The following is a 23220-nucleotide window of genomic DNA, read 5'->3' on the forward strand; positions in this document are numbered from 1 at the left end:
GGTGCGGGGTCAGCCGGTGGCGGCGTGCTCGTCCATCCAGCGCCGCAACGACGCGGGTCGCATGTCCGTCCACACCTCGTCGATCCGGGCGAGACACTCGGCGCGCGAGCCGGTGGTGCCCTCGCGTCGCCAACCGGCGGGCAGCTCCCGGTCGTCCCACCAGATCGAGAACTGTTCCTCGTCGTTCACGACCACGGCGTACGTCCGGGTGTCGTCGTCAGTGCTCATCGGACCCCCTTCGCGGGAAGGATTCCAGCCACGTCGATCACGTGTCAAGGAATCTGTCGATCTTCGGCCGTCAGGCGGAGGTGGGCCGTACGACCGGCTCGGGCGCGGACGGCGGCGCCTCGGTGTCCCCACAGGTCCGGGGCGTCCGGGCGACCCAGCCGACGGCCGGCCCGGCGGCGAGCGCGCAGCCTACGAAGATCGCCGCGACGACCCACCACCCCCAGCCGCCCGTCTGGATCGCGAGGAGGGTCAGGCCGACCGGCGCGAAGACGTCCGCCGCCGAGCTGATGGTCTGTGCCGTGCCGAGGTACACCCCGCGCGAAGCGGCGGGCGGCACGTTGGTCTGGACGAACCAGAGCGCCGCCGAGAACCACAGCTCGGTGGCCGTCACGAGCACCACGACGCCGAGGAGCACGACGACCGTCCATCCCCCGCCGGTGCGGCCCGCGAGCGCCGCCAGCGGGCAGGCGAGGGCGGTGACCAGGGCGCCCCGGCGGATGAGGCGGGCCGCGCCGGGAAGCGAGTCGGCGCCGCGCGACGCCGGCACCTGCAACGTGATCACCAGCCCCGTGTTGAGGGCCAGCATCGCGCCGAGCAGCGGCTTGGGGGCGTCGGTGTGGGTGATCGCCCAGAGCGGCAGGATCTCGACGAGGACCACCGAGTGGAACATCATGACGGCGAGGAGCACGGCGGTCGTGACGTAGGGCAGGTCCCGCAGCACCGCCCACCGCGAGGCGGTCACCGCCCGGTCGCGGCGCACCACCGGGGCGGCCGGGAGCCGGGTCACCAGGACGGCGTTGAGCAGCGACAGCACCGAGTTGAGCAGCACCATGGCGACGAGCGCGGCGGCGGAGTCGAACGCCAGCGCCAGCGCGCCGAGCCCGGTGCCGAGGGTGAAGCCGGCATTGAGGTACGAGCGCGCGTACGCCATCGTGCGCACCCGGTCCTCGGCCGGCATGGCGTCGGCGGTGTAGATGGTGCGCCCGGCGTTGGCGAACGAGTCGGTGGCGGCGGCCACCACCATCAGCACCACGAAGCCCACGAAGGACGTCACGAGCGGGTAGGCGGCGAACGTCAGCGCCGACCCGAGCGCGCCGACGGCCCAGGACCGCTGCCCGCCGATCCGGTCGGCCAGCGCGCCCAACGGCAGCGAGGTGAGCACCCCGGCGAGACCCGCGATCGAGAAGCCGACCCCGATCTGCACCGGGCTGAGCCCGAGGACCTCGGTGAAGAACACGATGCTGCCGGTGAGGAAGGTGCCGCTGCCGACGGCGACCATGGCGGACTGGTACGCGATCGCCCGGGGCAGCCCGGGTGGCGGCAGGAGCCGGGACGCGGCGAATCGGTGACCGTCCATGGTGCCGGTCAGGCTACCCGGGAGATCGCAGCACGAGCCGCTCGGTGGTGCGCTGCTCGATGTACGCCAGGTCGGCGTCCCAGCCGAGTCCGGCCACGGTGGGCACCTCGACGAGCCCGTCGGTGCTCACGATCGGGCGGGTGGTGACGTCGCGGGCGTAGTACTTGTCGGAGCCGGAGACGTCCGAGGGGAGCGTGAAGCCGGCGAGCGCGCTCAGCGCGACGTTGGCGGCCCGTCCGATGCCGAACTCGTGCATCCCGCCGCACCACACCGGCACCCCGTGCTCGCGCGCGAGGTCGTGCGCCCGTACGGCGTGGGTCAGTCCACCCATCCGCGAGACCTTGACGTTGAGCACGCGTACGGCCTTCAGGCGCAGCGCGGTGACGAGGTCGTCCACCTCCTCGACGGACTCGTCGAGGCAGACGGGGGTGTCGATGCGTTCCTGGAGGGCGGCGTGTGCGACGAGGTCCCGGGGCGCGAACGGCTGCTCGATCATCAGCAGGCCCAGGCGGTCGAGCTGCCTCAGGACGGCCCGGTGCTCGGGTACGTCCTGGTAGGCGCCGTTGGCGTCGACGTGCAGGGGCACGTCCGGATGCGCCGCGCGGACGGCGCGCACCGGTTCGACGTCCCAGCCGGGCGCGATCTTGAGTTTGATCCTGCGGTAGCCCTCGTCGACCCGCAGCCGCACCTGGGCGAGCAGGTCGTCGACGGTGGGTTCGATCCCCAGGGAGACGCCCGCCTCGACGTGGCCGCGCCGGCCGCCCAGCGCGTACGCGAGGGGGACGCCGCCGGCGGCGGACCAGAGCGCCCAGGCGGCGACGTCGAAACCGGCGCGGGCGAAGTGGTTGCCCCGGACCTTGCCGAGCGTCGCCGCGAGGTCCGCCGGGTGTTCCCAGCCGGTGCGCAGGACCATCGGCGCGAGGTGGTCGCGGGCGACCGCCCAGCAGCTCTCGACGGTCTCGGCGCAGTAGAACGGGCCGCTCGGCGACGCGATCTCGCCCCAGCCCACGGCGCCGTCGGTGCCGGTGAGCGTGACCAGGATGTGCTCCAGTTCGCGCTTGGCGTGGGAGCTGGTCTGGAAGCGGTGCACGAGCGGCAGGCGGACCCGCCGCAGCTCGACGACCTCGATCCGCCTCATGCCGTCACCCCGCCGTGACGGTGGCCCCGGACCGGCCCGTGGACGGGCGCGCCGCCTCGACCGTGGCCGGTCACGCGACACCGTCCCGGTCTCGGGCGTTGCCGTCCGGGCCGGGGTGACTCGGTCGCTCCGCGTAGAGGCCGAGTTCGGCGGCGAGGGCGTCACGCTCGCGCAGGCGCCGGCCGGCCCCCTTGGAACTGGCGATGGTCAGGGTGGCGAGCAGGTGCAGCGCGAGCACCACCGAGGTGGGGGAGTTGGCGTAGGAGGCGCTGTCGGCGCCGATGACGATGCGGGCGGCGGCGCTCGTGGCCAGCGGCGCGTCCTCGGCGTCGGTGACGAGGACCAGTTGACCGCCGTGCCGGACGTAGGCGGAGGCGACGTCGATGGTCTCGCGCCGGTAGCGCGCCATGCAGACGGCCACGAGCAGGTCGCCCTGGCGGATGTCGCCGAGCACGTCGAGCGCCCGCAGCGCCGCGCCGTCGACGAGGTGGACGCCGGAGAGCCCGGCGCTGAGGTCGGCGGCGAGCAGGGACGCGAAGCCGAGCGACTTGCCGTGGCCGATCAGGTAACGGCGCCGGGCAGACACGATGAGAGCCGCGGCCCGCTCGATCGCGTCCTGCTCGGCGGCCCACGCCAGCGCCCTGGTGAACTCGGTGCGCTGCTGTTCCAGGACCCGCTGCTTGAGCACCCGCGCCGACCTGCGCTGCACGTTGCGGTCGAAGCGCTCCGCGGGCGTCGTTCTCGTCGTGGTCATGCCTCATCCTCCGCGAACAGGTAGCTGACGCGGCCGGGGGCGTCCGCCGGCCGCGCGAGGCCGACGAGCCGCCCGCCGGCGGCGAACCGGTCGACCAGCGCCTGCCGCAGCCGCGCCCGGTCGTCGGGGCCGCAAGCGGCGGTACGGTCGTCGGCGGGCGAGTCCACCGTGGTGTGTCCGGCCTCGTGTCCGTCTTCGGCAGCGGAGGCCCGGGTGCCGTCGCCGGACCGGTCGAGGTCCCACCGCACCAGGACGCGGTCGCTGCCGCCGTCGTCGTAGAAGTCCGGCAGGAACCGGATCCCGACGGCGCCCAGCACGTTCAGGTTGAAGTGCGCGTTGCGCAGCGCGTACGGGTCGAATGTCCACCGCATCGTGCGTACGCCCGCGCGCCGGGCGGCGTCGGCCTGGGCGTGCTTGAGCAGGCGGCCGACACCGCGCCCCTGTGCGCGCGCGTCGACAACGGCGGCCTGGGAGTAGTGGTAGGGCTCGCCGTGCTCGATGCCGGTGAAGCCGTAGCAGAAGCCGACGAGGGAGCCGTCCACGTCGAACGCGCCGACGGCGGTCCCGGCGTTCTCGCCGAGCGCGGCCAGGAGGCGGGGGCTGACGGCGTGCTCGGGGCCCTCGTAGCCGAAGACGGACCGGTAGAGCGCCGACGCCGCCGTCCACTCGGCCAGCCCGGTGAGGTCACGCGCCACGATGCCGTGGGTGTCATCGACCATCGGGCCGCCCTCCGAAAGATAGCGATCGTATGTCGCCCAGACTGCCCCAGTGACTGCTCGTTGACAAGGTGTCGGACCGAACATAGTGTCCGTATGTGTCTCCGTCATCGTCAGGCCCGAATGCCGCGCTCGACACGCTGCACCGCTACACGCTGCACGAGTCCCCGACCGGCGACCGGCGGGCGCTGGCCGCGCTGGCCGACGTCCTCGACGCGGACGCCGCCCGCGCCGGCTTCGACACCGCCCGGGAGTCGCACCCGAGCGGCGACCATCTGGTCTGGACACTCCCGGCGCGGGGGATCCCGGGCGATCCGGTGCTGCTGCTGACCCACTACGACACCGTCTGGCCCGTCGGCACGCTGTCGACCATGCCCTGGTCCGTCGAGGGCGACACCGTGCGCGGCCCGGGCGTCTACGACACCAAGGCCGGGATCGTGGCACTGCTCGCGGCGGCGGCACGCGTCACGCGGCAGGGCGCCCCGCACCCCGAGGTCAGGGTCCTCGTCGTGGCCGACGAGGAGATCGGCTCACCCACCGCCACCGGGCTGGTCCGGGCCGAGGCGGCCCGGGCCCGCGCGGTGCTCGGCCTGGAACCGCCGCACCCCGGCGGCGACCTCAAGACCGGCCGGCGCGGCAGCACCCGGGTCCGCATCGAGGTCACCGGCGTCGAGGCGCACGCCGCGCTCGACCCCGACGCCGGGGTCAACGCCATCGACGAACTCGTCGACCAGCTCGTGCGGGTCCGCGCCCTCGTCGCGGACCGGCCGGTGCTGCTCAACACCGGCACCGTCGCCGGCGGCGGCCGGACCAACGTGGTCGCCGGGGAGGCCCACGCCGACCTCGGGCTCCGCTTCACCGATCCGGTCAACGAGGACGCCGTCCTCGCCGGCCTGAGGGCGCTGCGTCCGGTACGCGAGCGCGCCCGGCTCACCACCCGGCTGCTCTCGCACCGGCCCACCTGGCAGCCCGACGAGGCGGGCGCCCACCTGCTCGACCGGATCGTGGGCATCGCCGCCGACCTCGGCCAACGCCTCGCCGGTCACCCGGCGGACGGTGCCGCCGACACCAACACCACGGGCGCGCTCGGCCGCCCCACCGTCGACGGGCTGGCCCCGCCCGGCGGTGGCGCGCACGCCCGGCAGGAGTGGGTCTCGGCCGCCGGCATCGGCGCGCGCACCGAGCTGCTGGCCGCCCTGCTCACCGGGCTCGACACCGCAGGTCGCGGGCACGGGGCCTGACCGGGGCGCCCGCGCGCTGCGGGGCCTCCCGCATCCGCCCGGGCGGACGGTCCACTGCGGCGGCTGACGTGTCGCGCCCAGGGTCAGCGCGCCCTGGCCCGCCGGGTACGGGTCCAGCCGACGAGCGCCACGGCGACCAGCGCCAGCCCGAGCGCTCCGGCCGCCACGAGGTAGGTTCCCACGCCGCCGGAGCGGCCGGTCTCGTCGCGGGCGGCGCGGGCCGTCGACGCGGGCGTGGTGGGCGTCGCGGGCGGGGTGGGGGACGCGGCGGCCGCCGGCAGCGGGTAGCGCAGGATCGTGGGCCGCGTCCCCGGCGGCTGGTTGGCGGTCTCGGACACGGTCAGCAGGGACCGACCGTCGCGGCTGTAGGCGACCGACTCGCCCTGCGGCTCGTCGGGCAGGCCGATGACCCGTGGTGTCCCGCCGGTCAGCGCGGCGACCACGTCGCCGTCGGGGACGTCGAACTCGTACGCGTCGGCGTAGGTGCGCAGGACCACCCGGCGCCCGTCCGGCGCGGTGGCGGCGCCCGTGACCACCGCCCGGCCGAGCGCGCCGAAGGGATTGCTCGTCGTGGACGCCGGCAGCCGGACCCGCCCCACCTTCACCAGCGGGGTCGTCGTGCCCGGACGCAGCCCGGCGCTCGGGGCGTACAGGTTGGCGGAGTGCTTGGTCACGACCAGCGGCCGGTCGTCGCCCGTCACGAGCAGGGCCTCGACGTCGTGCGGGCCGTCGGGGTACGCCATGCGGTGCAACACCGGCCGGTCGGCTCCCGGCGGGAGCTTCCACACCCCGATCGTCTGCCGGGAGCGGTCGTTGTCGCCGGTGTCCGCCACCCAGATCGTGCCGTCCGCGCCGACGGCGAGATCCTCCGTGTCGCGGGGACGGGACGGATAGGACACGCTCCGCACGACGGAGCACCGCTCGTCGAGGAAGAAGATGCGGCGGCGGGCCTCGTCGTCCGCGCCGTCGTTGATCATGACGTACCCGCTGTCCGTCACGGCCATTCCGGAGATCTCGCTCAGCCGGCCGCCGCGCACCTCGCACACCGGAGTCCCCGCAGCCGCGGCGGGCGACGGGTCGGCCACGGCGGCGCCGGGGGCCGCCGTGACGGCGAGGGCCACCACCGTCCCCGCCGCGAGCCGCAGTCGCCGGGTCCCGTTGCCTCGTCGCCTCACCAGCAGTCCCTTCAGTGCCGGACGCCGGGCGGGCCGGTGCCGGTCCGCGCTCCGGTGAGCCACCCCGGGCAGGGCCGCACGCGACCGCCCCACGCTGGTGCAACTACCCGACCCGAGTCGCGGTGCGCGCGTGTGGCCAGGCAGTGAGTGTATGGCCCGAGCGCTACGCCCCCGTCGCGGCCCGCCGCACGCCGCCGCGATCCGGATCGCCGTCGGCCCACCGCCCGGAGCGGCCGCGCCCACCGCGTGCGGCGGTACCGGGCCGGGACCCGGTCGCCACGACGGCGTACGCTGCCGCGATGACCGCACCGGCCCGCATCCTGGTCTACGGGGTGTACGGCGCCGGCAAGTCCACCCTGGCGGCGCGGCTGGCCGAGCGGCTCGGGCTGCCCTGGCACCCCGTCGACGACCTGCTGTGGCGGCCCGGCTGGGTCGAGGTGCCGGTGGCGGAGCAGCGCAGCCGGATCGAGGCGGTCTGCCGGCGGGACCGCTGGATCCTCGACGGGGCGTACCACGGCTGGCGGGACGTGGTGCTGGCGCGGGCCGACCTGGTCGTCGGCCTGGACTATCCGCGCTGGCTCTCCTTCTGGCGGCTGCTGCGGCGCACCACGGGCCGGCTCGTCAGCGGCGAGGAGATCTGCAACGGCAACCGCGAGTCGCTGGGCAGCGTCCTGTCCCGCGACTCGATCCTGCTGTGGCACGTCACCGCGTTCGGCCGGGCCCGGCGGCGGATGCGCGCCTGGCAGGCCGATCCCGCCGGGCCGCCCGTGCTGCTGTTCCGCTCCCCGGCGGAGCTGGAGCGCTGGCTGGCCGGCCTGACCCGCCGATGACCGTACGCATGGACGTACACCATTGCCTTGGTCCTCGTGATCACCTAGGTTTCACCCGATCGCACCCAGCGACCTCCCTCCCGGCTCTGGCAGGCAGCGGGACCGCACCCAGCGCGCCGCCGACGTGACTTAGGAGCTCACCGTGGCACCGTCCTCCGGTCGAAGAACGTTCCCCTCCCGCTGGCGGGCACCGGTCCGGCTGGTCGCGGCCGTGGCGGCGGGCACCGTGCTGTTCGCCGTGGCCCCCACCCCGGTCGTCGCGGCACCGCTGCCAGCGGGCGACACGACAGCCGAGAGGTCAGCCCGCCCGGCGTCGAGCAAGGCGCAGCCCAAGAGCGGGCTCTGGCTGGTGCAGCTGGACAAGCCGTCGGTGGTGGCCGCCTCGCAGGCGAGGCCGGCACGCACCGGCAGGATCGACACGCGGTCCGCGGCGAGCACCTCCTACGCGCGAGAACTTGCGCGGCAGCAGGACACGCTGGTGGACGAGATGGAGGCGGTCCTGGGCCGCTCCGTGCGGGTCGCCCACACCTACCGCAACGTGGTCAACGGCCTGGCGGTCGAGGTCAGCGCGGACGAGGCGGCGCACCTGTCCGGCCTGCCGGGGGTCAGCACCGTCGTGCCTGACGAGGTCCTGGAGCTGACGACCGACACCAGCAACGCGCTCATCCAGTCGCCCGCGGTGTGGGAGGGCAGGACGGCGGAGAACGTCGGCACCCGTGGTGAGGGCGCCATCGTCGGGATCCTGGACTCCGGTATCAACCCCGACCACCCGTCGTTCGCGGCGGTGGACGGCGACGGCTACCGGCACACCAACCCGTACGGCGCGGGCACGTACGTCGGCGTCTGCGCCCCGAGCCACCCCCAGCACAAGGCGATCTGCAACGACAAGCTGATCGGCGCCTGGTCGATGGTCGGCACCGACGCCCGGGACGACAACGGCCACGGCAGCCACACCGCCTCGACCGCCGCCGGCAACCGGCACGAGGCGACCATGACCGTCGGCACCAGCACGCACAAGATCACCGTCTCCGGGGTCGCGCCGCGGGCCAACGTCATCTCCTACAAGGTCTGCATGGTCCTCGGCTGCCTCTCCTCGGCGACGATCGCCGCCGTGGACCAGGCGATCGCCGACGGCGTGGACGTCCTCAACTACTCGATCTCCGGTCGCGACGACCCCTGGAAGGACCTCGTCGACCAGGCGTTCCTGGAGGCGTACTCGGCCGGCATCTTCGTCGCCGCCTCCGCCGGCAACAGCGGCCCGGGCGCCAGCACCGTCGCGAAGACCGCGCCGTGGAACATGTCCGTCGCCGCGGTCAGCCACGAGCGGGTCATCGCCCACCGGCTCGACGTGACCGGCCCGACGCCCGTCCCGGCGCCCCTCACCGGCATCGCCGCCGTGATCGGGGAGAACTCGCCGAACCCGCCCATCGAGGGTGCGATCCGGTACTCCGGCGCCGTCGACGCGGACAACGTGCAGGCCTGCCTCCCGTTCCCGGCGGCGGCGTTCAGCGGCAGGGTCGCCCTGCTGCCCCGGGGCGGCTGCGACTTCTCCGTGAAGGTCAAGAACGCCACCGCCGCCGGCGCGACCGGCGTGGTCGTGCACAACCAGTACAGCGGCCCGCCGATCACGATGGGCGCGCTCGCCGGGACCACCATCCCCGCCGTGATGGTCTCCCTCGCCGACGGGCAGCGGCTGCGCGACCACGCGGCCGCCACCGACAGCCCCGTCACCGTGCGCGTCGACCCCGGCAGCGAGGTGCTGCGCGACGGCGACTGGACGGACGTCGTGGCCGACTTCAGCTCGCGCGGACCCAGCAAGTTCGACATGCTTGCGCCCACCGTGGCCGCCCCCGGCCGGAACATCCTCGCCGCCACCATGGCGGCGAAGGACAACCCGGCCACGTACGCCTTCATGCAGGGCACGTCGATGTCGTCGCCGCACGTCGCCGGCGCCGGCGCGCTGCTGGCGGCGCTGCACCCCGACTGGTCGCCGACGCGGATCCGCTCCGCGCTGGCGGTCACCGCGGACCGCGACGGGGTGGTCAAGGAGGACGGCCGCACGCCGGCCGACGCGTTCGACATGGGCTCCGGCCGGATCAACCTGGCCCAGGCCGCCCGGACCGGCATCGTGCTCGACGAGACCGCCGCGAACTTCGTCGCGGCCAACCCCGACGCCGGTGGTGACCCGCAGACGCTGAACCTGCCGGCCGTGGTCGAGCACCACTGCCTCAAGGTCTGCACCTTCACCCGGACGGTGTCCAGCGTGGCCAGGGTGGCCGCGACCTACCAGGTCACGCCGCAGGCCCCGGCCGGCGCGCGGATCACGGTCGCGCCGGCGCGGTTCACCCTGGCGCCCGGCGCCAGCCAGGAGCTGACCATCACCCTGGACGTCACCGGGACCGCCCGCAAGAACTGGCTCTTCGGTGCGATCGACCTGACCACCGACGCCCGGCACGCGCCGGACGGGCAGCCGATCGCCCAGGCGCACTTCCCGGTCGCCGTCCTGCCCGCGGCTCCGGACCTGACGGTCGACAAGACCGCGCTCAGCTCCAGCATGGACGTCGCGCGGAACGAGAGCCACACGGTCAAGGTGGGCAACGCCGGCGGTGCCGAGCTCACCTGGCGGGCGACCGGCGACGGCGACGACTGCGCCTGGCCGACCTGGGTGAAGGTGACCCCGGCGCAGGGCACGCTGGGCGCGTTCAAGAGCCAGGACATCGAGATCACGCTCGACTCGACCGGTCTGGACGACGGCGGCGTGTTCCGGGCGAACCTGTGCCTGGCCAGCAACGACCAGGACCAGCCGACGACGACGATCGCGCTGGAACTGACGGTGGTGCCGGTGCCGAAGATCGAGGTGGCACCCACGTCGCTCTCCGCGCGGCAGCCGGCCGGGCTGGTCACCAGCCAGAAAGTCGCGGTACGCAACGCGGGGCACGGCGTGCTGGACTGGCGGCTGGACGACCCGGACGCCGGCCCGGACGACGAGCGGATCCGGCTCCTGCGTGACGGTGTCCTGCTGATCCCGAACTCGGGCAGCGCCACCCGCGGGGTGATGGCGTTCGATCCGCAGACCGGCAAGCTGATCGACCCGCAGTTCATCCCGCACGTCAAGTTCGACCCGACCAGCAGCCTCTACACGCCGTTCCAGGTCATCGCCAAGCCGGACGGCAGCGGCTTCCTCATATCCGACCAGGTCAACTCGGTGGTCACCGAGCATGGCCTGGACGGCAGCTTCCGGCGGGTCTTCGCCCCCGCCGGCGGACTGGCGGATCCGGCGATCATGGGCAACACCCGGGGTATCGCGCTCTCGCCGCGCGGCACCGTGCTGGTGACGGTCGCCTCCCAGGCGAACGCCCACTCCGTTGTCGAGTTCGACGCCGAGGGCAGGTACCTGGGCACGTTCGTCGCCCCGGGCGCCGACGGGCTCAAGGGGCCGTGGGGGATCCTGTTCCGCGGCGACGACATGCTCGTCTCCGCCAGCGACAGCGACGCCATCCACAGCTTCACGAAGGACGGCTCCCGCGCCAACGCCCGCTTCTTCGAGGGGCTGAGCTGGCCCGGCCAGCTCGCGGAGCTGCCCAACGGCAACGTGCTCGCGGCGAGCTGGGGCAGTGGCTCCACCGCCGGGGTCTGGGAGATGGACCGCGCCGGCAAGCTGGTCGGCGTCTACGCGCCGCCCGGTGGCTCCGGGTACCAGGGCGTGCACCCCCTCGGCAACGGCAACATCCTGACCACCAGCTCCAAGGGGGTCCACGAGATCGACCGCTCCGGCCGCCTGGTCGAGGTCGAGAACGACAAGGGGGCGGCCCGCTTCATCACCCACGTACGGCTGCCGGACCTCCAGCCGTGCGTGACGCCCGACGAGGTGCCGTGGCTGACGGCGTCGCGTACGTCCGCCGGCACCGGCGCCGGCAGGTCCAGCGAGGTGACCATCTCGCTGGACAGCACCGGGCTGGCCGCCGGCACGTACCGGGCCCAGCTCTGCGTGACCAGCGACGACCCCAGCACCCCCCTGGTGACGCTGCCGGTGACGCTCGAGGTCACCGACCAGACCTGCACCCAGGTGGTCGACGGCGAGCGCCGCGGCCCGCTGCGGGTCGACGCCGGGGTGGCCTGCCTCGCGCCCGGCGCCGCGGTCTCCGGGCCGGTGAGCGTCGGCCGGGGCGCGGGACTGGTCGCGCTCGACGCCGGCGTCGTCGGGCCGGTGACCGCCACCGGGGCCTCGGTGGTGGAACTGACGCGCAGCCGGATCGACGGCCCGCTCTCGGTCACCGGCGTCACCGGCAGGGTCCTGATCGCCGGGACGCGGGTGACCGGCCCTGTCAGCGTGGTCGACAGCCGCACCGGCGACACGCCCGTCGTGATCTCCGGCAACCGGATCGACGGGCCGCTGCGGTGCGTGGGCAACCAGCCGCCGCCGGTGGACGGCGGGGTGCCCAACACGGTCGGCGGCCCGGCCTCCGGCCAGTGCCGGGGGTGGTGAGCGGGCCACCCCGCCCGGCTCGTCGCTGACGTGACCGCTGCCCGGGCGGCTGACCGCTCCGGTGGACGGGCCGCCGGTCGGCGGATCCGTGGAGCGTCGACGAGGGCCGCCCCCGATGCTGCCGGGGACGGCCCTTGTCGACGTACGGACGCGTCAGGCGACCGAGGCGGGGAACCTCTCCCACGTCCGGTGGGCGGCCAGCAGGGGCTGTACGGCGGTGAGGACCTCGGCCCCGGAGCCACCCGTGACGACGCCGGGCGTGCCGGCGACCCCCGCCTGCCGCAGCACGTCGACGCCGGCGCCCCACGCCCCGATCGCCTTGGCGTGGCGCCAGCACTCGTCGACCAGCAGCAGCACCCGCGGATCCACGGTGGCGGAGTCCGCCGCGCCCGCCTTGGCGTCGCGCGCCGGCAACGCGTCCGGTGCGGGCGCCGGTGCCCCGGCCAGCAGGAGCACGTCGAACTCGACCGAGCGGCCGGTGGCGAAGGTCCGCTGCACGGGCAGGTCGCCCACCATCCCGCCGTGCGGGGCGACCAGGAGCGGCACCATCCCGGCGGCGAAGACCGCCCGGCGCACCTCGTCGACGCCGTCGAGCCCGGCGGCGGGGTCGACGACGATCCCCACCGTACGGCCGTCGGCCGGCCAGCGCCCGCCCACCTGCGACAGCGCGGGGCTGGGCGCGACGTCGGCGAGCGGCACGGTGGGCTCCGGCGCGGGAAGGCCCAGGCCGGTGGCGACCTCCGCGCACAGCACCGGGTCGATGTTGGCGAGACACTGGAGCTGGCGTTCCTTGATCGCCTGGTGGTAGCACTTGCCGAGCTCGAAGGTGTAGGCGCGGATGATGTGCTCCTTCTCGACCGGCGACATGCTCAGCCAGAACAGGCGCACCTGGCTGAAGTGGTCGTCGAACGAGACCGGGTTGGCGCGTACCTTGGGTGCCTGCGCCACCTGCACCGGCACGTCGACGAACGCGCCGTCGGCGTCCCCGGCCGGGAAGGGGTTGCCGCCGTCGAGCGAGTTCGGCCGGTACGGCGCGACACCCGCGTGCACGGCCTGCTGGTGGAAGCCGTCGCGCAGCATGTCGTTGACGGGGGCGTGCGGACGGTTGACCGGGATCTGCGAGAAGTTCGGCCCGCCCAGCCGGGTGAGCTGCGTGTCGACGTACGAGAACAGCCGCCCCTGCAACAGCGGGTCGTTCGTGACGTCGATGCCCGGCGGCAGGTGGCCGACGTGGAAGGCGACCTGTTCGGTCTCGGCGAAGAAGTTCGTCGGGGTCCGGTTGAGCGTCAGCTTCCCGACCGGCTGCACCGGTGCCAACTCCTCGGGCACGAGCTTCGTCGGGTCGAGCAGGTCGATCCCGGCGAAGGTCTCCTCGGGGGTGTCGGGCAGGACCTGCAGGCCCAGCTCCCACTCGGGGAAGGCGCCGGCCTCGATGGCGTCGTACAGGTCCCGGCGGTGGAAGTCCGGGTCGATGCCGCCCAGCAGCTGCGCCTCCTCCCAGGTCAGGGAGTGCACGCCCAGCTTGGGCTTCCAGTGGAACTTGGCCAACGCCGTCTCGCCGGCGGCGTTGACGAGCCGGAACGTGTGGACGCCGAAGCCCTCCATCGTCCGGTACGAGCGCGGGATGCCCCGGTCGGACATGTTCCAGATGGTGTGGTGCTGCGCCTCGGTGTGCAGGGAGACGAAGTCCCAGAAGGTGTCGTGCGCGCTCTGCGCCTGCGGGATCTCCCGGTCGGGGTGCGGCTTGCCGGCGTGGATGATGTCCGGGAACTTGATGGCGTCCTGGATGAAGAAGACCGGCATGTTGTTGGCGACCAGGTCGAAGGTGCCCTCGTCGGTGTAGAACTTCGTCGCGAAGCCACGGGTGTCGCGGACCGTGTCGGCCGAGCCGCGCGAGCCGAGGACGGTCGAGAACCGTACGAAGACGTTGGTCGTCCTGCCCTTCGCGAGGAAGCCGGCCTTCGTCACACCCTCGGCGGTGCCGTAGGCCTCGAAGACGCCGTGCGCGCCGGCGCCACGCGCGTGCACGACGCGCTCGGGGATGCGCTCGTGGTCGAAGTGGGTGATCTTCTCGCGCAGGTGGTGGTCCTGGAGCAGGATCGGACCGCGCGGCCCGGCCTTCAGCGAGTGGTCCGTGTCGCGCAGCCGCGTCCCCTGCGACGTCGTGAGGTGGGCGCCCTGCTGACCGTTGGCCGTCGTCGGCGCGCCGGTCGCCGCGCCGGTCGGCGTACGGGTCTCGGGGGCGCCCTGTTCCTTCTTGGGCGGCAACGGGCCGTGTGGCGTCGTCGGCTCCTCGACCGTCGGTGGGGCGCTGCCCGGCGCACCGGGCACGTCCGGGGTCAGCACGTCGGCGACCTTCCCGGCGGCGGCCTCCACGACGTCCTTGACCGCCTTGGCGGGCTTGCTGGCATCCATCTGGCGAGTTCCTCCGTGAAAGTGGCGTTGAGCAGGCGTCTTGGCCCGTACCCCCAGCCGGGCGGGGGAAACGGGGACGCGACCATGACGGAGACCACCGGTGCCGGTCGCCGACCCCCGGCTCCGCGTGTCGGCCGTCCCTGCGCGCCGACGCGGCCGGTCAGGCGCTCTCCACCTCGGCGGCGAACTCGCTGAGCGCGATCCGGTTCGGCAGACCCGTCTTGCCCAACAGGCTGGACACGTGCCGTTCCACCGTGCGCGGGGACAGGTGCAGCCGGGCGGCGATCTCCCGGTTGCTCAGCCGCCCGACCAGCAGCCGAAGCACCTCGAACTCCCGCACCGTCACGCCCACCGACCGCAGCTCGGCGGGGATGTCGCCGGCGCCGGAGCGGCGCTGCGTCAGGCGTACGCCCGCCCGCCGCAGCAGGGCCCGGCAGGCGCTGGCCACGGCCGGCACGCCGCTCGAGTGGAAGTGCTCCTCGGCGGCGCGCAGCCACTGCACGGGCGTTCCCCAGCCGTCGGCGAGGGCGGCCTCGCAGACCAGCCGCAGGGCGAGGTGCCGACCCATCGCGTACGGCGCCCCGGCGCGCATCGCCTCGGCCGCCGCCTGCGCCGCCGCCTCCGGCCGACCGGAGCGGCCGAGCAGCACCGCCTTCGCGAAGAGCGCGAACTGCAGGTCCCAGCGCAACCTGCTCGCCGAGTCGCCCTGCACCGCCTCGTAGGCCGGCCAGCCGGCCTCGCCCGACATGACCTGGAGCAGCAGGTGCAGGCCGTGCCGGCCGGAGAGGTGGAAGACCGTCGGGCTCTGCTCCTCGGCGTTGAACGCGCGGGCCAACTCGTCGAGGGCGCGCGGCCGGTCCTCCTCCAGCAACGCGCAGAAGGCCCTGGCCAGACCGTGGACGCGGGTGGCGTGCAGGGCCTGGTCGCCGCTCCAGCGGCGGAACTCGGCCAGCGCCTGCTCCATCTCCCGGCGCCGTCCCCGGTGCGCCGCCAGGACGGCGCTGACCAGCAGCACGTACTGGGTGGTCTCCAGCAGCTTCAGCCGGGTGGTGGCGGCCAGCACCTGCTGGACGAGAGCGGCCGCCGTGTCGAAATCGCCCCGCAGCACCGCGTGCAGGGCGAGGCTCGCCTCCGCCTGGTGACGCGCGGTCACCGCACCGGCCTGGGAGGCCCGCTCCCGGGCCTGTTCGAGGCGGTCCAGGCGCGCGTCGCGCAGCGCGTCGTCGTTGCCGAGCCGGATCAGCGCGTGGATCTCCCAGATCGGCAGCCGGTGCTGCGCGGCGATCGCCAGGGCCCGCTCCAGGCAGCGGGTCGCCTCCGCCGGGTCGCGGTGCCGGATCAACGCGCCGAGGAGCTGCCAGGCCTGACAGGCCACCACCGGCAGCGGCACGGTCTCGGCGACGGTGGCGGCCCGGCGGGCCAGCGCCTCGGCGGTGGCGAGCTGGTCCTGGCCGGCGGTGTCCAGCACCAGGTGGGCGGCGACCACGTCGACCGGGGCGGTGTCCTCCGCGGCGGCGTCCGGGCCGAGCAGGGCGCGCGCCTGCTCCACCTGGGCCAGCCCCTCGGCCGACCGGCCGGCGACCGTCGCCGCCCAGGCCAGCCGGGTGTGCAGCTGCGCCCGCCGGCGCGGATCGACGCCGCCGATCTGGTCCAGTGTGCTGACCGAGGCGAGCGCCCGCTCGACCAGCCCCGCCTCCGCCAGGGCGTGCAGCAGGGCTTCGAGGGCCGCCGCGCGCGCCACGGGATTCTCGCCGAGCAGGCTGATCGCGCGGTCCAGCAGGGCGACCGCCGTGGTGGCGCCGCCCTGGGCGATCGCCCGCCGGCCCGCCTCGGTGAACAGCTCGCCGGCCGTCTCCGGGTTGTCGGCCTCCAGGTGCAGGGTGGCCGACACCTGGCACCACTCGCCGGGTAGCCCCGGGAACACCACCTCCACCGCCTCGGCCATCCGCCGGGCGAGCCGGGCCCGGTCGGCGGGGCCGAGCAGGGTGAGCAGCGCCTCCCGGGTGAGCCGGTGCCGGAAGGCGTACCAGTCGGTGAGCTGGTCGTCGACCGTGACCAGCCGCCCCGCGACGTCACCGCCCAGGTGGTCCAGGACGCCGCGCTCGCTCAACCCGGTGGCCGCCTGCACCACGGCCAGCGGGAAGCGGTGACCCAGCAGCGCGCCCATCGAGAGCAGTTCCCGGGCCTGGCTGTCGAGCTGCTCGACCCCCTGCGCCATGCCCCTCGCGAGGGTGCTCGGCAGGCCGGCGGCCGGCTTCTCGGACATCCGCCAGCCGTCGGGGCCCTCGATCAGCAGGTCGCCGTCGACCATGCCGGCGACGAGTTCCTCGATCAGGAAGGGGTTGCCGCCGCTGCCCGTCGAGACGAGGGCGTGCGCGGCCGCCGGGACCCGCTGCGGGTCGGCGTCGAGGCACGCGCCGACCATCTGCCGCAGCTCGTCCTCGTCGAGCCGGCCCAGCTCGATGAGCGTGCACTGTCCGCGTTGGGCGGCCGAGCGGGCGATGGTCGACGCCGCGCAGGGCTCCGCCCGGATGGCTCCCAGCAGCAGGGTGGGTTGCAGGGCGAGGTTGTCGATGAGGTACTCCAGCACCGTCAACGTCTCCGTGTCGGCGTCCTGGAGGTCGTCCAGCAGCATCAGGCACCCCCGCCCCGCGCCGGCCACCCCGGTCAGCCGGAGGACGGCCTCGGCGAGGATCACCAGGGACGCGTTCTCCTGATCGGCCGGCGGCCGACCCCAGTCGGGCACGAGCCGGCCGAGGATCGGGCCGTACGGGCCGAGCACGCTGGGGTCGACCGGGCCGGAGCGCAGCAGCGACAGCAGCGCCTCGGTCAGGGGGCGTAGCGGCACCGTGGTGCCGATCGTGCTGCCCCGGCCCCGCATCACCCGCATGCCCGCCGCGGTGGCCATCTCCGCGATCCGCGACGCGAGGCGGGACTTGCCGACGCCGCTCTCGCCGACCACGAACACCGCACCGCCACGCCCCGACTGCGCCAGTTCAAGGCTTTTGTGCACCCTGCGGAGCTCGACGTCCCGACCGATGAACTTCGAGGAGCGGTACACACTGCGCACGCTATCCGAGGAGGTGGGCCGCAGCCCAACGCGGTGCCGCCGACGCCGGCCCCCGGGCGGCTAGCCGATCGTCACAACGGACGCTCGGGGCAGCAGGTCGTCAGGGGCGCAGAGTCCGCCACGGCGGCGCCGCCGTCACCGACGAGACCGCCGATCACCATGCCCACGGGCACGACCAAACTGGCGAGGGCCGCCGCGCGGATCCCGAACGTCACGACGGGCTGCAACCACGTCGCTCCGGCCGGGTCGTCGTTGGGCGCCGCGGGGTCGATCTCGTCGGCACGGTACGAGGGGAGCTGGTTCTCGGACAACTGTCATTCCTCCTGTGTGAAATCGTGTATCCGTAGGATGTTTCCGGAGCTTGCCGCTCCACTGGAGATCGTCGTCGTTCGCCGGGCCGTCCTCAACCCGCAGCACGCGGTTCAGGGGTCGCTTCCAGCAGCAGCGCCGACGGCACCGACCCGACCCCGCAGAGCCGCAGCAGCCCGTAGCCGATGCCGGCGAGGCCGCTGACCAGACCGGGGGTGGGCACGGTGCCCGGCGTTCCGCAGGCCGCCCCGTGGCGGTCGACGGCGTCGAGGACCCGGCCGGCGAGCCGTCGCGTCGCGGACCCCTCGCCGTCGAGGACGCCCGCCGCCTCGACGACGCCCAGCTCGCCGTGGCAGAGGCTGAGGTCGTCGAGCAGCGGCCGGTCGGTGAGCAGGCGCAGCACGCCGGCGTCGAGAGGTTCGGTGCCGAGTGGTCCGGCGTCGAATGGGTCGGTGCCGAGAGGCTCGGTGCCGAGTGGGTCGGTGCCGGGGGCGAGGGCGTGGTGGGCGAGGGCCAGGCCGGCCGCTCCGCGACACCAGCCGTACCCCGCCGGCCCGCCGCCGTCCGGGGCGCCGGCCCGGCGCAGCGCGCGCCGGGCGGCCCGCGCGTACCGGGCGCCACCGGTGCGGGCGTGGCGGCCCAGCGCCCAGCCGATGCCGGCCACCCCGTCGGCGAAGCCGGCCTCCGCCGGCAGGTCGTCGCGCTCGACCGCGTCGACGAGCCGGTCGGCCCAGTCGCGGGCGAGCGACGCCGCGGGCGCGTGGTCCAGTTCGGCGTGCACCGCGTGCATGGCGGCGAGGCAGCCCGCGCCCCCGTCGGCCCACGCGAGGGCCGACGATCCCGTGCTGGCGGCGGCGGCCAGGTCGACCGCCGCGCGGGCCTGCCCGGCGAGCCCGGGGTCGGCCAGCAGGGTGGACAGTCGGGCGAGCCCGTACGCGATGCCGCCGAGGCCGTACAGCCCGCCGGGGCCGATCGCGGCGACCAGGTCCGGACGCGCGGCGAGCAGGCGGAACAGCCCCGGCACCCCGCCGACGGCCCGGTGGGCCAGCTCGGCGTAGCGGGCGGTGCCGGTCACCGCGGCGAGCTGGCCGAGGAAGAGCGCGACCCCGAGGTGGCCGTTGGCGAGCCCGGCCCCCATCGGCAGGACGAGCCACTGCCGGTCGTCGACCAGCTCCAGGCCGAGCCAGTTGACCCGGTCGGCGCCGGTGACGCCACGGGCCTCGATCTCGTCGGCCAGCGCGACCGCGGCGGCGAGCAGGCGCTCCGGCGACGCGGATGGTTCGCCGACCGGCCGGGACGTCGGGGTGCCGGTGTGCCGGCGGTCGACGGGTCGGCGGGTCGCCAGCGTCGCCGCGACGATCCACTCCTGGTGCCGTCGGTCGGCCTCGCCCAGCGCGGCGATCTTCTCCAGCGCCGTGTCGAGCCCCCGGCGGGCCAGCGGCACGGGCAGCGGCTCACCGCCCCCGGCGACCCGGACGGTCCGGCTGCCCGGGGTGCCCTCGAACAGCGGTACGTCGCCCGCCCACAGCGCCACGGCCTCGTGCCGTGGGAACTGGGCGAGGAACGGGTGCCCGGCGGCGCTGGCCCAGAGGACGCCGAACGCGCGGTCGCGCTCCAGCGCGTCGCCGAGCAGGTCCGGGTGCGTGGTCTCGGTGAGCAGGCCGTGGTACGCCGAGGTGGGGCGGGCCACCAGCCGTACGGGGACGTCGGCGCAGGCGGCGACCAGCTCGGTGAACTCGCCCCGGTGGGCCCGGATCGTCTCGTACGCCAGCCGGAACCCCGCCAGCAGGGCCGGCTCGTGGGCGCCGGGGTCGACCACGGCGTCGCCGACGCGGGGCCGGTTGCGCCCGCCGACGAAGTCGACGGCCCGGCGGGTCAGCCGCATCCGGTCGGTACCCGGGTCGGCCCAGTCGAGGGCGCTGACGGGCGCGGTCCCGCCGTGGTCGCCGCCGACGCCGGAGAGGTCCATCGCCCCCTGGTCGCCCACGACGATCACCGGTACCAGGCCGGTCCGGTGCACCGAGGCGGCCAGCAGGTCGGCGGCCGGGTCGCCGGTGCCCGCCGCCTCGCCCAGCGCGGGGTGGAAGAGCGTCTCGGTGTCCACCACGACCGGGGTGTCACCGGCGGCGATCAGGTTCTCGTAGTGCATGTCCGTGGCGTGCAACGCGTGCAGCAGCGCGACCAGGGCGCCCTGCCGGCGGTAGAAGTCGTCCGCCTGCTCCGGGCGGCTCAGTGCCGTCGCGTCGACGTACTCCGACCAGCCGTAGCCGGGTCGGGTCAGGGCGGCGACCCCGCGCAGCCCGAGCCCCGGCGTCCGCCGCTCCAGCCAGTCGACGAACGCGGTGAAGTGGACCTGGGAGGCCAGTTCGCGCGGCTTGTAGACGACACGTCGACCGTCGGCGAAACGCAGCACCGTGGTCGTACGGCCGCCGGTGTGCGCGTCGCCCAGGTTGCTGCGGACCGCGACCAGCGGTCCGGGGTCGTCGCCGCCGAGCAGGGTCGCCACCAGCTCGTCGCGGTCGGCGAGGAACCGGGTCAGCAGTTCCAGCCCGGACCGGGCGGCCGTCGTGCCGGCCTGCGCCAGCAGGCGGGCGAGCACGGGACGGCGCTCGACCAGCTCGGCCAGCCCGGCGGGCTCGCGGAGCTGGGCCGCGAAGTCGGCGAAGCGGGCCCGGCTGTCGGCGCCGGCGAGCAGGCCGGCCGCGCGGCGCCGGTGCAGCTCCGAGACCAGCGTGCGGGCCGCGACGGCGAGCAGCCGGTGATCCAGCGCGGTGGCGAACCGGTCGGTGAGGGCGGCCAGGTCGACCGTCTGCCGCGTCGCGAGCCGGCGGGCGCTGTCGCGGAACTGGTCGGCGGCGACGTCGACGAACGGTCGCAGGGGCGCGGTGAGGGCGGCACGCCAGTCGGCCGGGTCGGCCGGCGGCCGGGGTGTCGCCGCGGCGGCCAGCGCCGCCTCGACGGTCTGTGCCCACTGCGGACGGGTCGTCCTGGCGGCGAGCGCGGCCGGATCCTCGGCCAGCAGGTCGCGTAGCCCCGCCTCGTCCAGGCCGACCTCGGCCAGTCGCGCCGCGAGGCCCGGCCCGTGCCCGGCCCGCCACCGGGCCAGCTTCCGCTCGACGTCCGCGCCGCTGGCATGATCGGCGGCGGCAGGGCCGCCCGTGCCGCGTGCGTCGTCGCTGCCGGGCCCGCCTGCCGCGCCGCCCGCCTCCGGCGGTGCGTCGGCGGGAGGCCGGCCCGGTGTGCCGGCGACCGGCCCGGGCACGCGTTCGTGCAGCGCGAGCCCCGACGCCCACCAGTGCGGGGCCAGCCGTACGCCGCTACGGGCGTGCTCGGTGGCGCCGGCCGGGAGAGTCGAAGTCACCGTTGCAAGGTGCCAGAGCGGGGCGCGGAGTTCATGAGTGGAAACTACCCACATTCGTGTCCCGGTGCTGGCTGCGGGGGTGCGCGCGGACCTGCCGGGGCCCCGGGACGGCGGGGCGGGCCGCGTCGGCCGGGGATTCCCGTTCCGTACGCGACAGCCCCATCCTAGTCACTAAAAGTGATCAATTGAACGGCCAGCGTGACATCCGCAGGAAATTGAGTGTCGCTCACGCATGCGGACGCTGCCGGTGCCGATGAGTCTTCGGACGACTGTCTACCCGGGGCGGCGCGATGAACGGAGCTGGGGATGGAGTTTCGGGTACTGGGGCCGGTGGGGGCGTGGAAGGGCGACGCGGAAGTGGCGCTGGACGGCGCGAAGCAGCGGACCGTGCTCGCGGCGCTCCTGCTCGCCGAGGGGCGTACCGTGCCGGACACCCGGCTGTGCGGGCTGCTCTGGGGGGAGCGCCCGCCGGCCACCTTCGCCGCCCAGCTCTACAACTACGTCTCCCGGCTGCGTAAGTACCTCGGCGCCGAGGTGGACATCGTCCGGCAGTGGTCGGGGTACCAGATCCGCATCGGCACCGCCCGGCTCGACCTCGACGAGTTCGAGCGCCTGGCCGAGGTCGGGCGCGAGGCCCTGCGCGACGGCCGGTACGCCGAGGCCGCCGAGCGGTTGCACGCCGCCCTGTCGCTGTGGCGCGGTCCCGCGCTGTCCAACGTGACCGAGCACCTCGCGGCGGCCGAGACGCACCGGATGGCGGAGCTGCGGATGGCGGTCCTGGAGAGCCGGATCGAAGCCGACCTGCGGCTGGGCCGGCACGTGCGGCTGGTCCCCGAGATCACCCAGCTCGTCGCCGAGCACCCGCTGCACGAGGGGTTGCGGGGCCAGCTGATGACCGCCCTGCTGCACTGCGACCGGCAGGCCGACGCGCTGGCCGTCTACCACGAGGGCCGCCGGGTGCTGGCCGACGAGCTGGGCGTCGATCCGGGGCCGATGCTCACCGAGGCGTACCGGGCGATCCTGGCCGGCCCGCCCGCCCCGGCGGTCGTCGCGGAGCGGAGCTGGCACGGCGTACGGCCCGCGATGCTCCCGCCCGGCGTCGGTGACTTCGCCGGCCGCGAGGAGGAGCTGAGCGGGCTGCTGCGGGTGCTGACCGCCGAGCCGAAGGCCCGCCCGGCGGTCGCCGTGGTGACCGGGATGGCCGGCGTCGGCAAGAGCACGCTGGCCCTGCACGCGGCCCACCTCACCCGCGGCGCCTTCCCCGACGGCCAGCTCTACGCCGACCTCGGCCGCGCCCGGGGCAACGCCGTCGAGCCGTACGACGTGCTCGGCTGGTTCCTGCGCAGTCTCGGCCACGCCGAGGCGGCGATCCCGAAGGGTCTCGACGAACGGGTCCGGCTCTACCGCAGCCAGCTCGCCGGCCGGCGGCTGCTGGTGATGCTCGACGGCACGGCGGACTACGCGCAGGTCTGCCCGCTGCTGCCCGGCGACCCCGGCTGCCAGGTCATCGTCACCAGCCGGCTGCGGATGCCCGAGCTGGCCGGCGCCACGTCGATCGAGGTCGGCACCCTGGACCGGCAACAGGCGCTCGCGCTGCTCGGGCGGATCGTCGGGGAGCGGCGGGTCGCCGAGGAGGCCGACGCGGCCGGGCGGATCGTCGAGTTGTGCGGTCGGCTCTCGCTCGGCGTCCGCGTCGCCGGATCGCGGCTGCTGGCGCGCCCGCACTGGTCGCTCGGCTACCTGGCGGACCGGCTCGCCGACGAGCGGTACCGGCTGGACGAGCTCCGGCTGGGCACGATGGACGTCCGGGAACGGCTGGACAGCAGCTACCACCAGCTCGCCGACCTGGGCCAGCTCGCCCTGCGCCGGTTGGCGCTGCTGCGCACGCCGGCCTTTCCGAGCTGGTGCACCGCCGAGGTGCTGGGCGTGTCGCGGCACGCGGGCGAGGAGGTGGGGGAGAACCTGGTCGACGCCCGGCTGCTGGAGATCGTCGAGTCCGACGGTGGCCGGCGGCAGCGCTTCCGCTTCCACGACCTGGTCCGCGTCTTCGCCCGGGAGAAGGCCGACCAGGCCGACCGGATGCTGGTGGCCGGCGCCGGGGCGCTGCGGGCGGTGGGCACCGAGCCGGTGGCGGTGTAGA

At 74.8% G+C, this 23220-nt stretch carries 14 protein-coding genes; 4 read left to right on the forward strand and 10 right to left on the reverse strand.

All coding sequences use genetic code 11. The features are described 5' to 3' along the window. Positions 1-9: 9 nt before the first annotated feature. The 5 genes from ACGFIR_RS26085 to ACGFIR_RS26105 all read right to left on the reverse strand — a co-directional run bounded on the left by ACGFIR_RS26085 (position 10) and on the right by ACGFIR_RS26105 (position 4196). Positions 10-228, reverse strand: coding sequence for an MbtH family protein (locus ACGFIR_RS26085; protein WP_393008637.1), 219 nt, complete (start codon positions 226-228; stop codon positions 10-12). A 70-nt stretch (positions 229-298) separates the two neighbouring features. Further along, entirely contained in the window at positions 299-1585 is a 1287-nt protein-coding gene (locus tag ACGFIR_RS26090) for an MFS transporter (protein WP_393008635.1), read from the reverse strand. A 13-nt stretch (positions 1586-1598) separates the two neighbouring features. Further along, positions 1599-2723, reverse strand: a complete 1125-nt coding sequence (gene menC, locus ACGFIR_RS26095) for an o-succinylbenzoate synthase (RefSeq protein ID WP_393008633.1) — start codon at positions 2721-2723, stop codon at positions 1599-1601. A 70-nt stretch (positions 2724-2793) separates the two neighbouring features. After that, on the reverse strand, positions 2794-3477 hold the full coding sequence (locus ACGFIR_RS26100; RefSeq protein ID WP_393008631.1) for a MurR/RpiR family transcriptional regulator: 684 nt from the start codon (positions 3475-3477) through the stop codon (positions 2794-2796). Continuing rightward, the gene (locus ACGFIR_RS26105; protein WP_393008629.1) at positions 3474-4196 is read right to left on the reverse strand and encodes a GNAT family N-acetyltransferase; all 723 of its coding nucleotides are present in this window, start codon (positions 4194-4196) and stop codon (positions 3474-3476) included. Before ACGFIR_RS26105 ends, ACGFIR_RS26100 begins: the two co-directional genes overlap by 4 nt. Positions 4197-4291: 95 nt before the next feature. On the opposite strand from ACGFIR_RS26105, the gene ACGFIR_RS26110 reads away from it, so the two are divergent. Continuing rightward, the gene (locus ACGFIR_RS26110) at positions 4292-5434 is read left to right on the forward strand and encodes a M20/M25/M40 family metallo-hydrolase (protein WP_393008627.1); all 1143 of its coding nucleotides are present in this window, start codon (positions 4292-4294) and stop codon (positions 5432-5434) included. An 83-nt stretch (positions 5435-5517) separates the two neighbouring features. Here the strand turns inward: ACGFIR_RS26110 and ACGFIR_RS26115 are convergent, their stop codons facing one another. Then, a complete protein-coding gene (locus ACGFIR_RS26115; RefSeq protein ID WP_393008625.1) occupies positions 5518-6609 on the reverse strand; it encodes a hypothetical protein in 1092 nt (363 codons plus the stop codon). A gap of 299 nt (positions 6610-6908) precedes the next feature. On the opposite strand from ACGFIR_RS26115, the gene ACGFIR_RS26120 reads away from it, so the two are divergent. Both ACGFIR_RS26120 and ACGFIR_RS26125 read left to right on the forward strand, forming a co-directional pair. Beyond that, positions 6909-7439, forward strand: coding sequence for an adenylate kinase (locus ACGFIR_RS26120; RefSeq protein WP_393008623.1), 531 nt, complete (start codon positions 6909-6911; stop codon positions 7437-7439). 142 nt (positions 7440-7581) lie between these two features. Beyond that, complete coding sequence (locus tag ACGFIR_RS26125) at positions 7582-11925, forward strand: S8 family serine peptidase (RefSeq protein ID WP_393147707.1); 4344 nt, start codon at positions 7582-7584, stop codon at positions 11923-11925. A gap of 153 nt (positions 11926-12078) precedes the next feature. Here ACGFIR_RS26125 and ACGFIR_RS26130 read toward each other — a convergent pair whose 3' ends face one another. The 4 genes from ACGFIR_RS26130 to lanM form a co-directional block, all read right to left on the reverse strand. Beyond that, positions 12079-14340 (reverse strand): catalase, encoded by a 2262-nt coding sequence (locus tag ACGFIR_RS26130; protein ID WP_393008619.1) that lies wholly within the window; start codon positions 14338-14340, stop codon positions 12079-12081. Between the two features lie 160 nt (positions 14341-14500). Beyond that, entirely contained in the window at positions 14501-17401 is a 2901-nt protein-coding gene (locus ACGFIR_RS26135; protein ID WP_393147709.1) for an ATP-binding protein, read from the reverse strand. A gap of 80 nt (positions 17402-17481) precedes the next feature. Further along, a complete protein-coding gene (locus ACGFIR_RS26140; RefSeq protein WP_393008615.1) occupies positions 17482-17721 on the reverse strand; it encodes a hypothetical protein in 240 nt (79 codons plus the stop codon). A 92-nt stretch (positions 17722-17813) separates the two neighbouring features. Next, positions 17814-21080 carry a type 2 lanthipeptide synthetase LanM gene (gene lanM, locus ACGFIR_RS26145; protein ID WP_393147711.1) on the reverse strand — a complete coding sequence of 1089 codons (3267 nt, stop codon included), beginning with the start codon at positions 21078-21080 and terminating at the stop codon, positions 17814-17816. A gap of 306 nt (positions 21081-21386) precedes the next feature. Between lanM and ACGFIR_RS26150 the strand changes: the two genes are divergently transcribed. Continuing rightward, positions 21387-23219, forward strand: a complete 1833-nt coding sequence (locus ACGFIR_RS26150; protein WP_393008611.1) for a BTAD domain-containing putative transcriptional regulator — start codon at positions 21387-21389, stop codon at positions 23217-23219. Position 23220 lies beyond the last annotated feature (1 nt).

Source organism: Micromonospora sp. NPDC049051 (genome assembly GCF_043197575.1).
Taxonomy (GTDB): Bacteria; Actinomycetota; Actinomycetes; order Mycobacteriales; family Micromonosporaceae; genus Micromonospora.

Bases quoted from the DNA above. Each gene is read 5' to 3' on its own strand.
- menC (WP_393008633.1), bottom strand. From the start codon at position 2,723: ATGAGGCGGATCGAGGTCGTCGAGCTGCGGCGGGTCCGCCTGCCGCTC.
- ACGFIR_RS26130 (WP_393008619.1), bottom strand. From the start codon at position 14,340: ATGGATGCCAGCAAGCCCGCCAAGGCGGTCAAGGACGTCGTGGAGGCC.
- ACGFIR_RS26090 (WP_393008635.1), bottom strand. From the start codon at position 1,585: ATGGACGGTCACCGATTCGCCGCGTCCCGGCTCCTGCCGCCACCCGGG.
- ACGFIR_RS26105 (WP_393008629.1), bottom strand. From the start codon at position 4,196: ATGGTCGATGACACCCACGGCATCGTGGCGCGTGACCTCACCGGGCTG.
- ACGFIR_RS26120 (WP_393008623.1), top strand. From the start codon at position 6,909: ATGACCGCACCGGCCCGCATCCTGGTCTACGGGGTGTACGGCGCCGGC.
- ACGFIR_RS26085 (WP_393008637.1), bottom strand. From the start codon at position 228: ATGAGCACTGACGACGACACCCGGACGTACGCCGTGGTCGTGAACGAC.
- ACGFIR_RS26150 (WP_393008611.1), top strand. From the start codon at position 21,387: ATGGAGTTTCGGGTACTGGGGCCGGTGGGGGCGTGGAAGGGCGACGCG.
- ACGFIR_RS26100 (WP_393008631.1), bottom strand. From the start codon at position 3,477: ATGACCACGACGAGAACGACGCCCGCGGAGCGCTTCGACCGCAACGTG.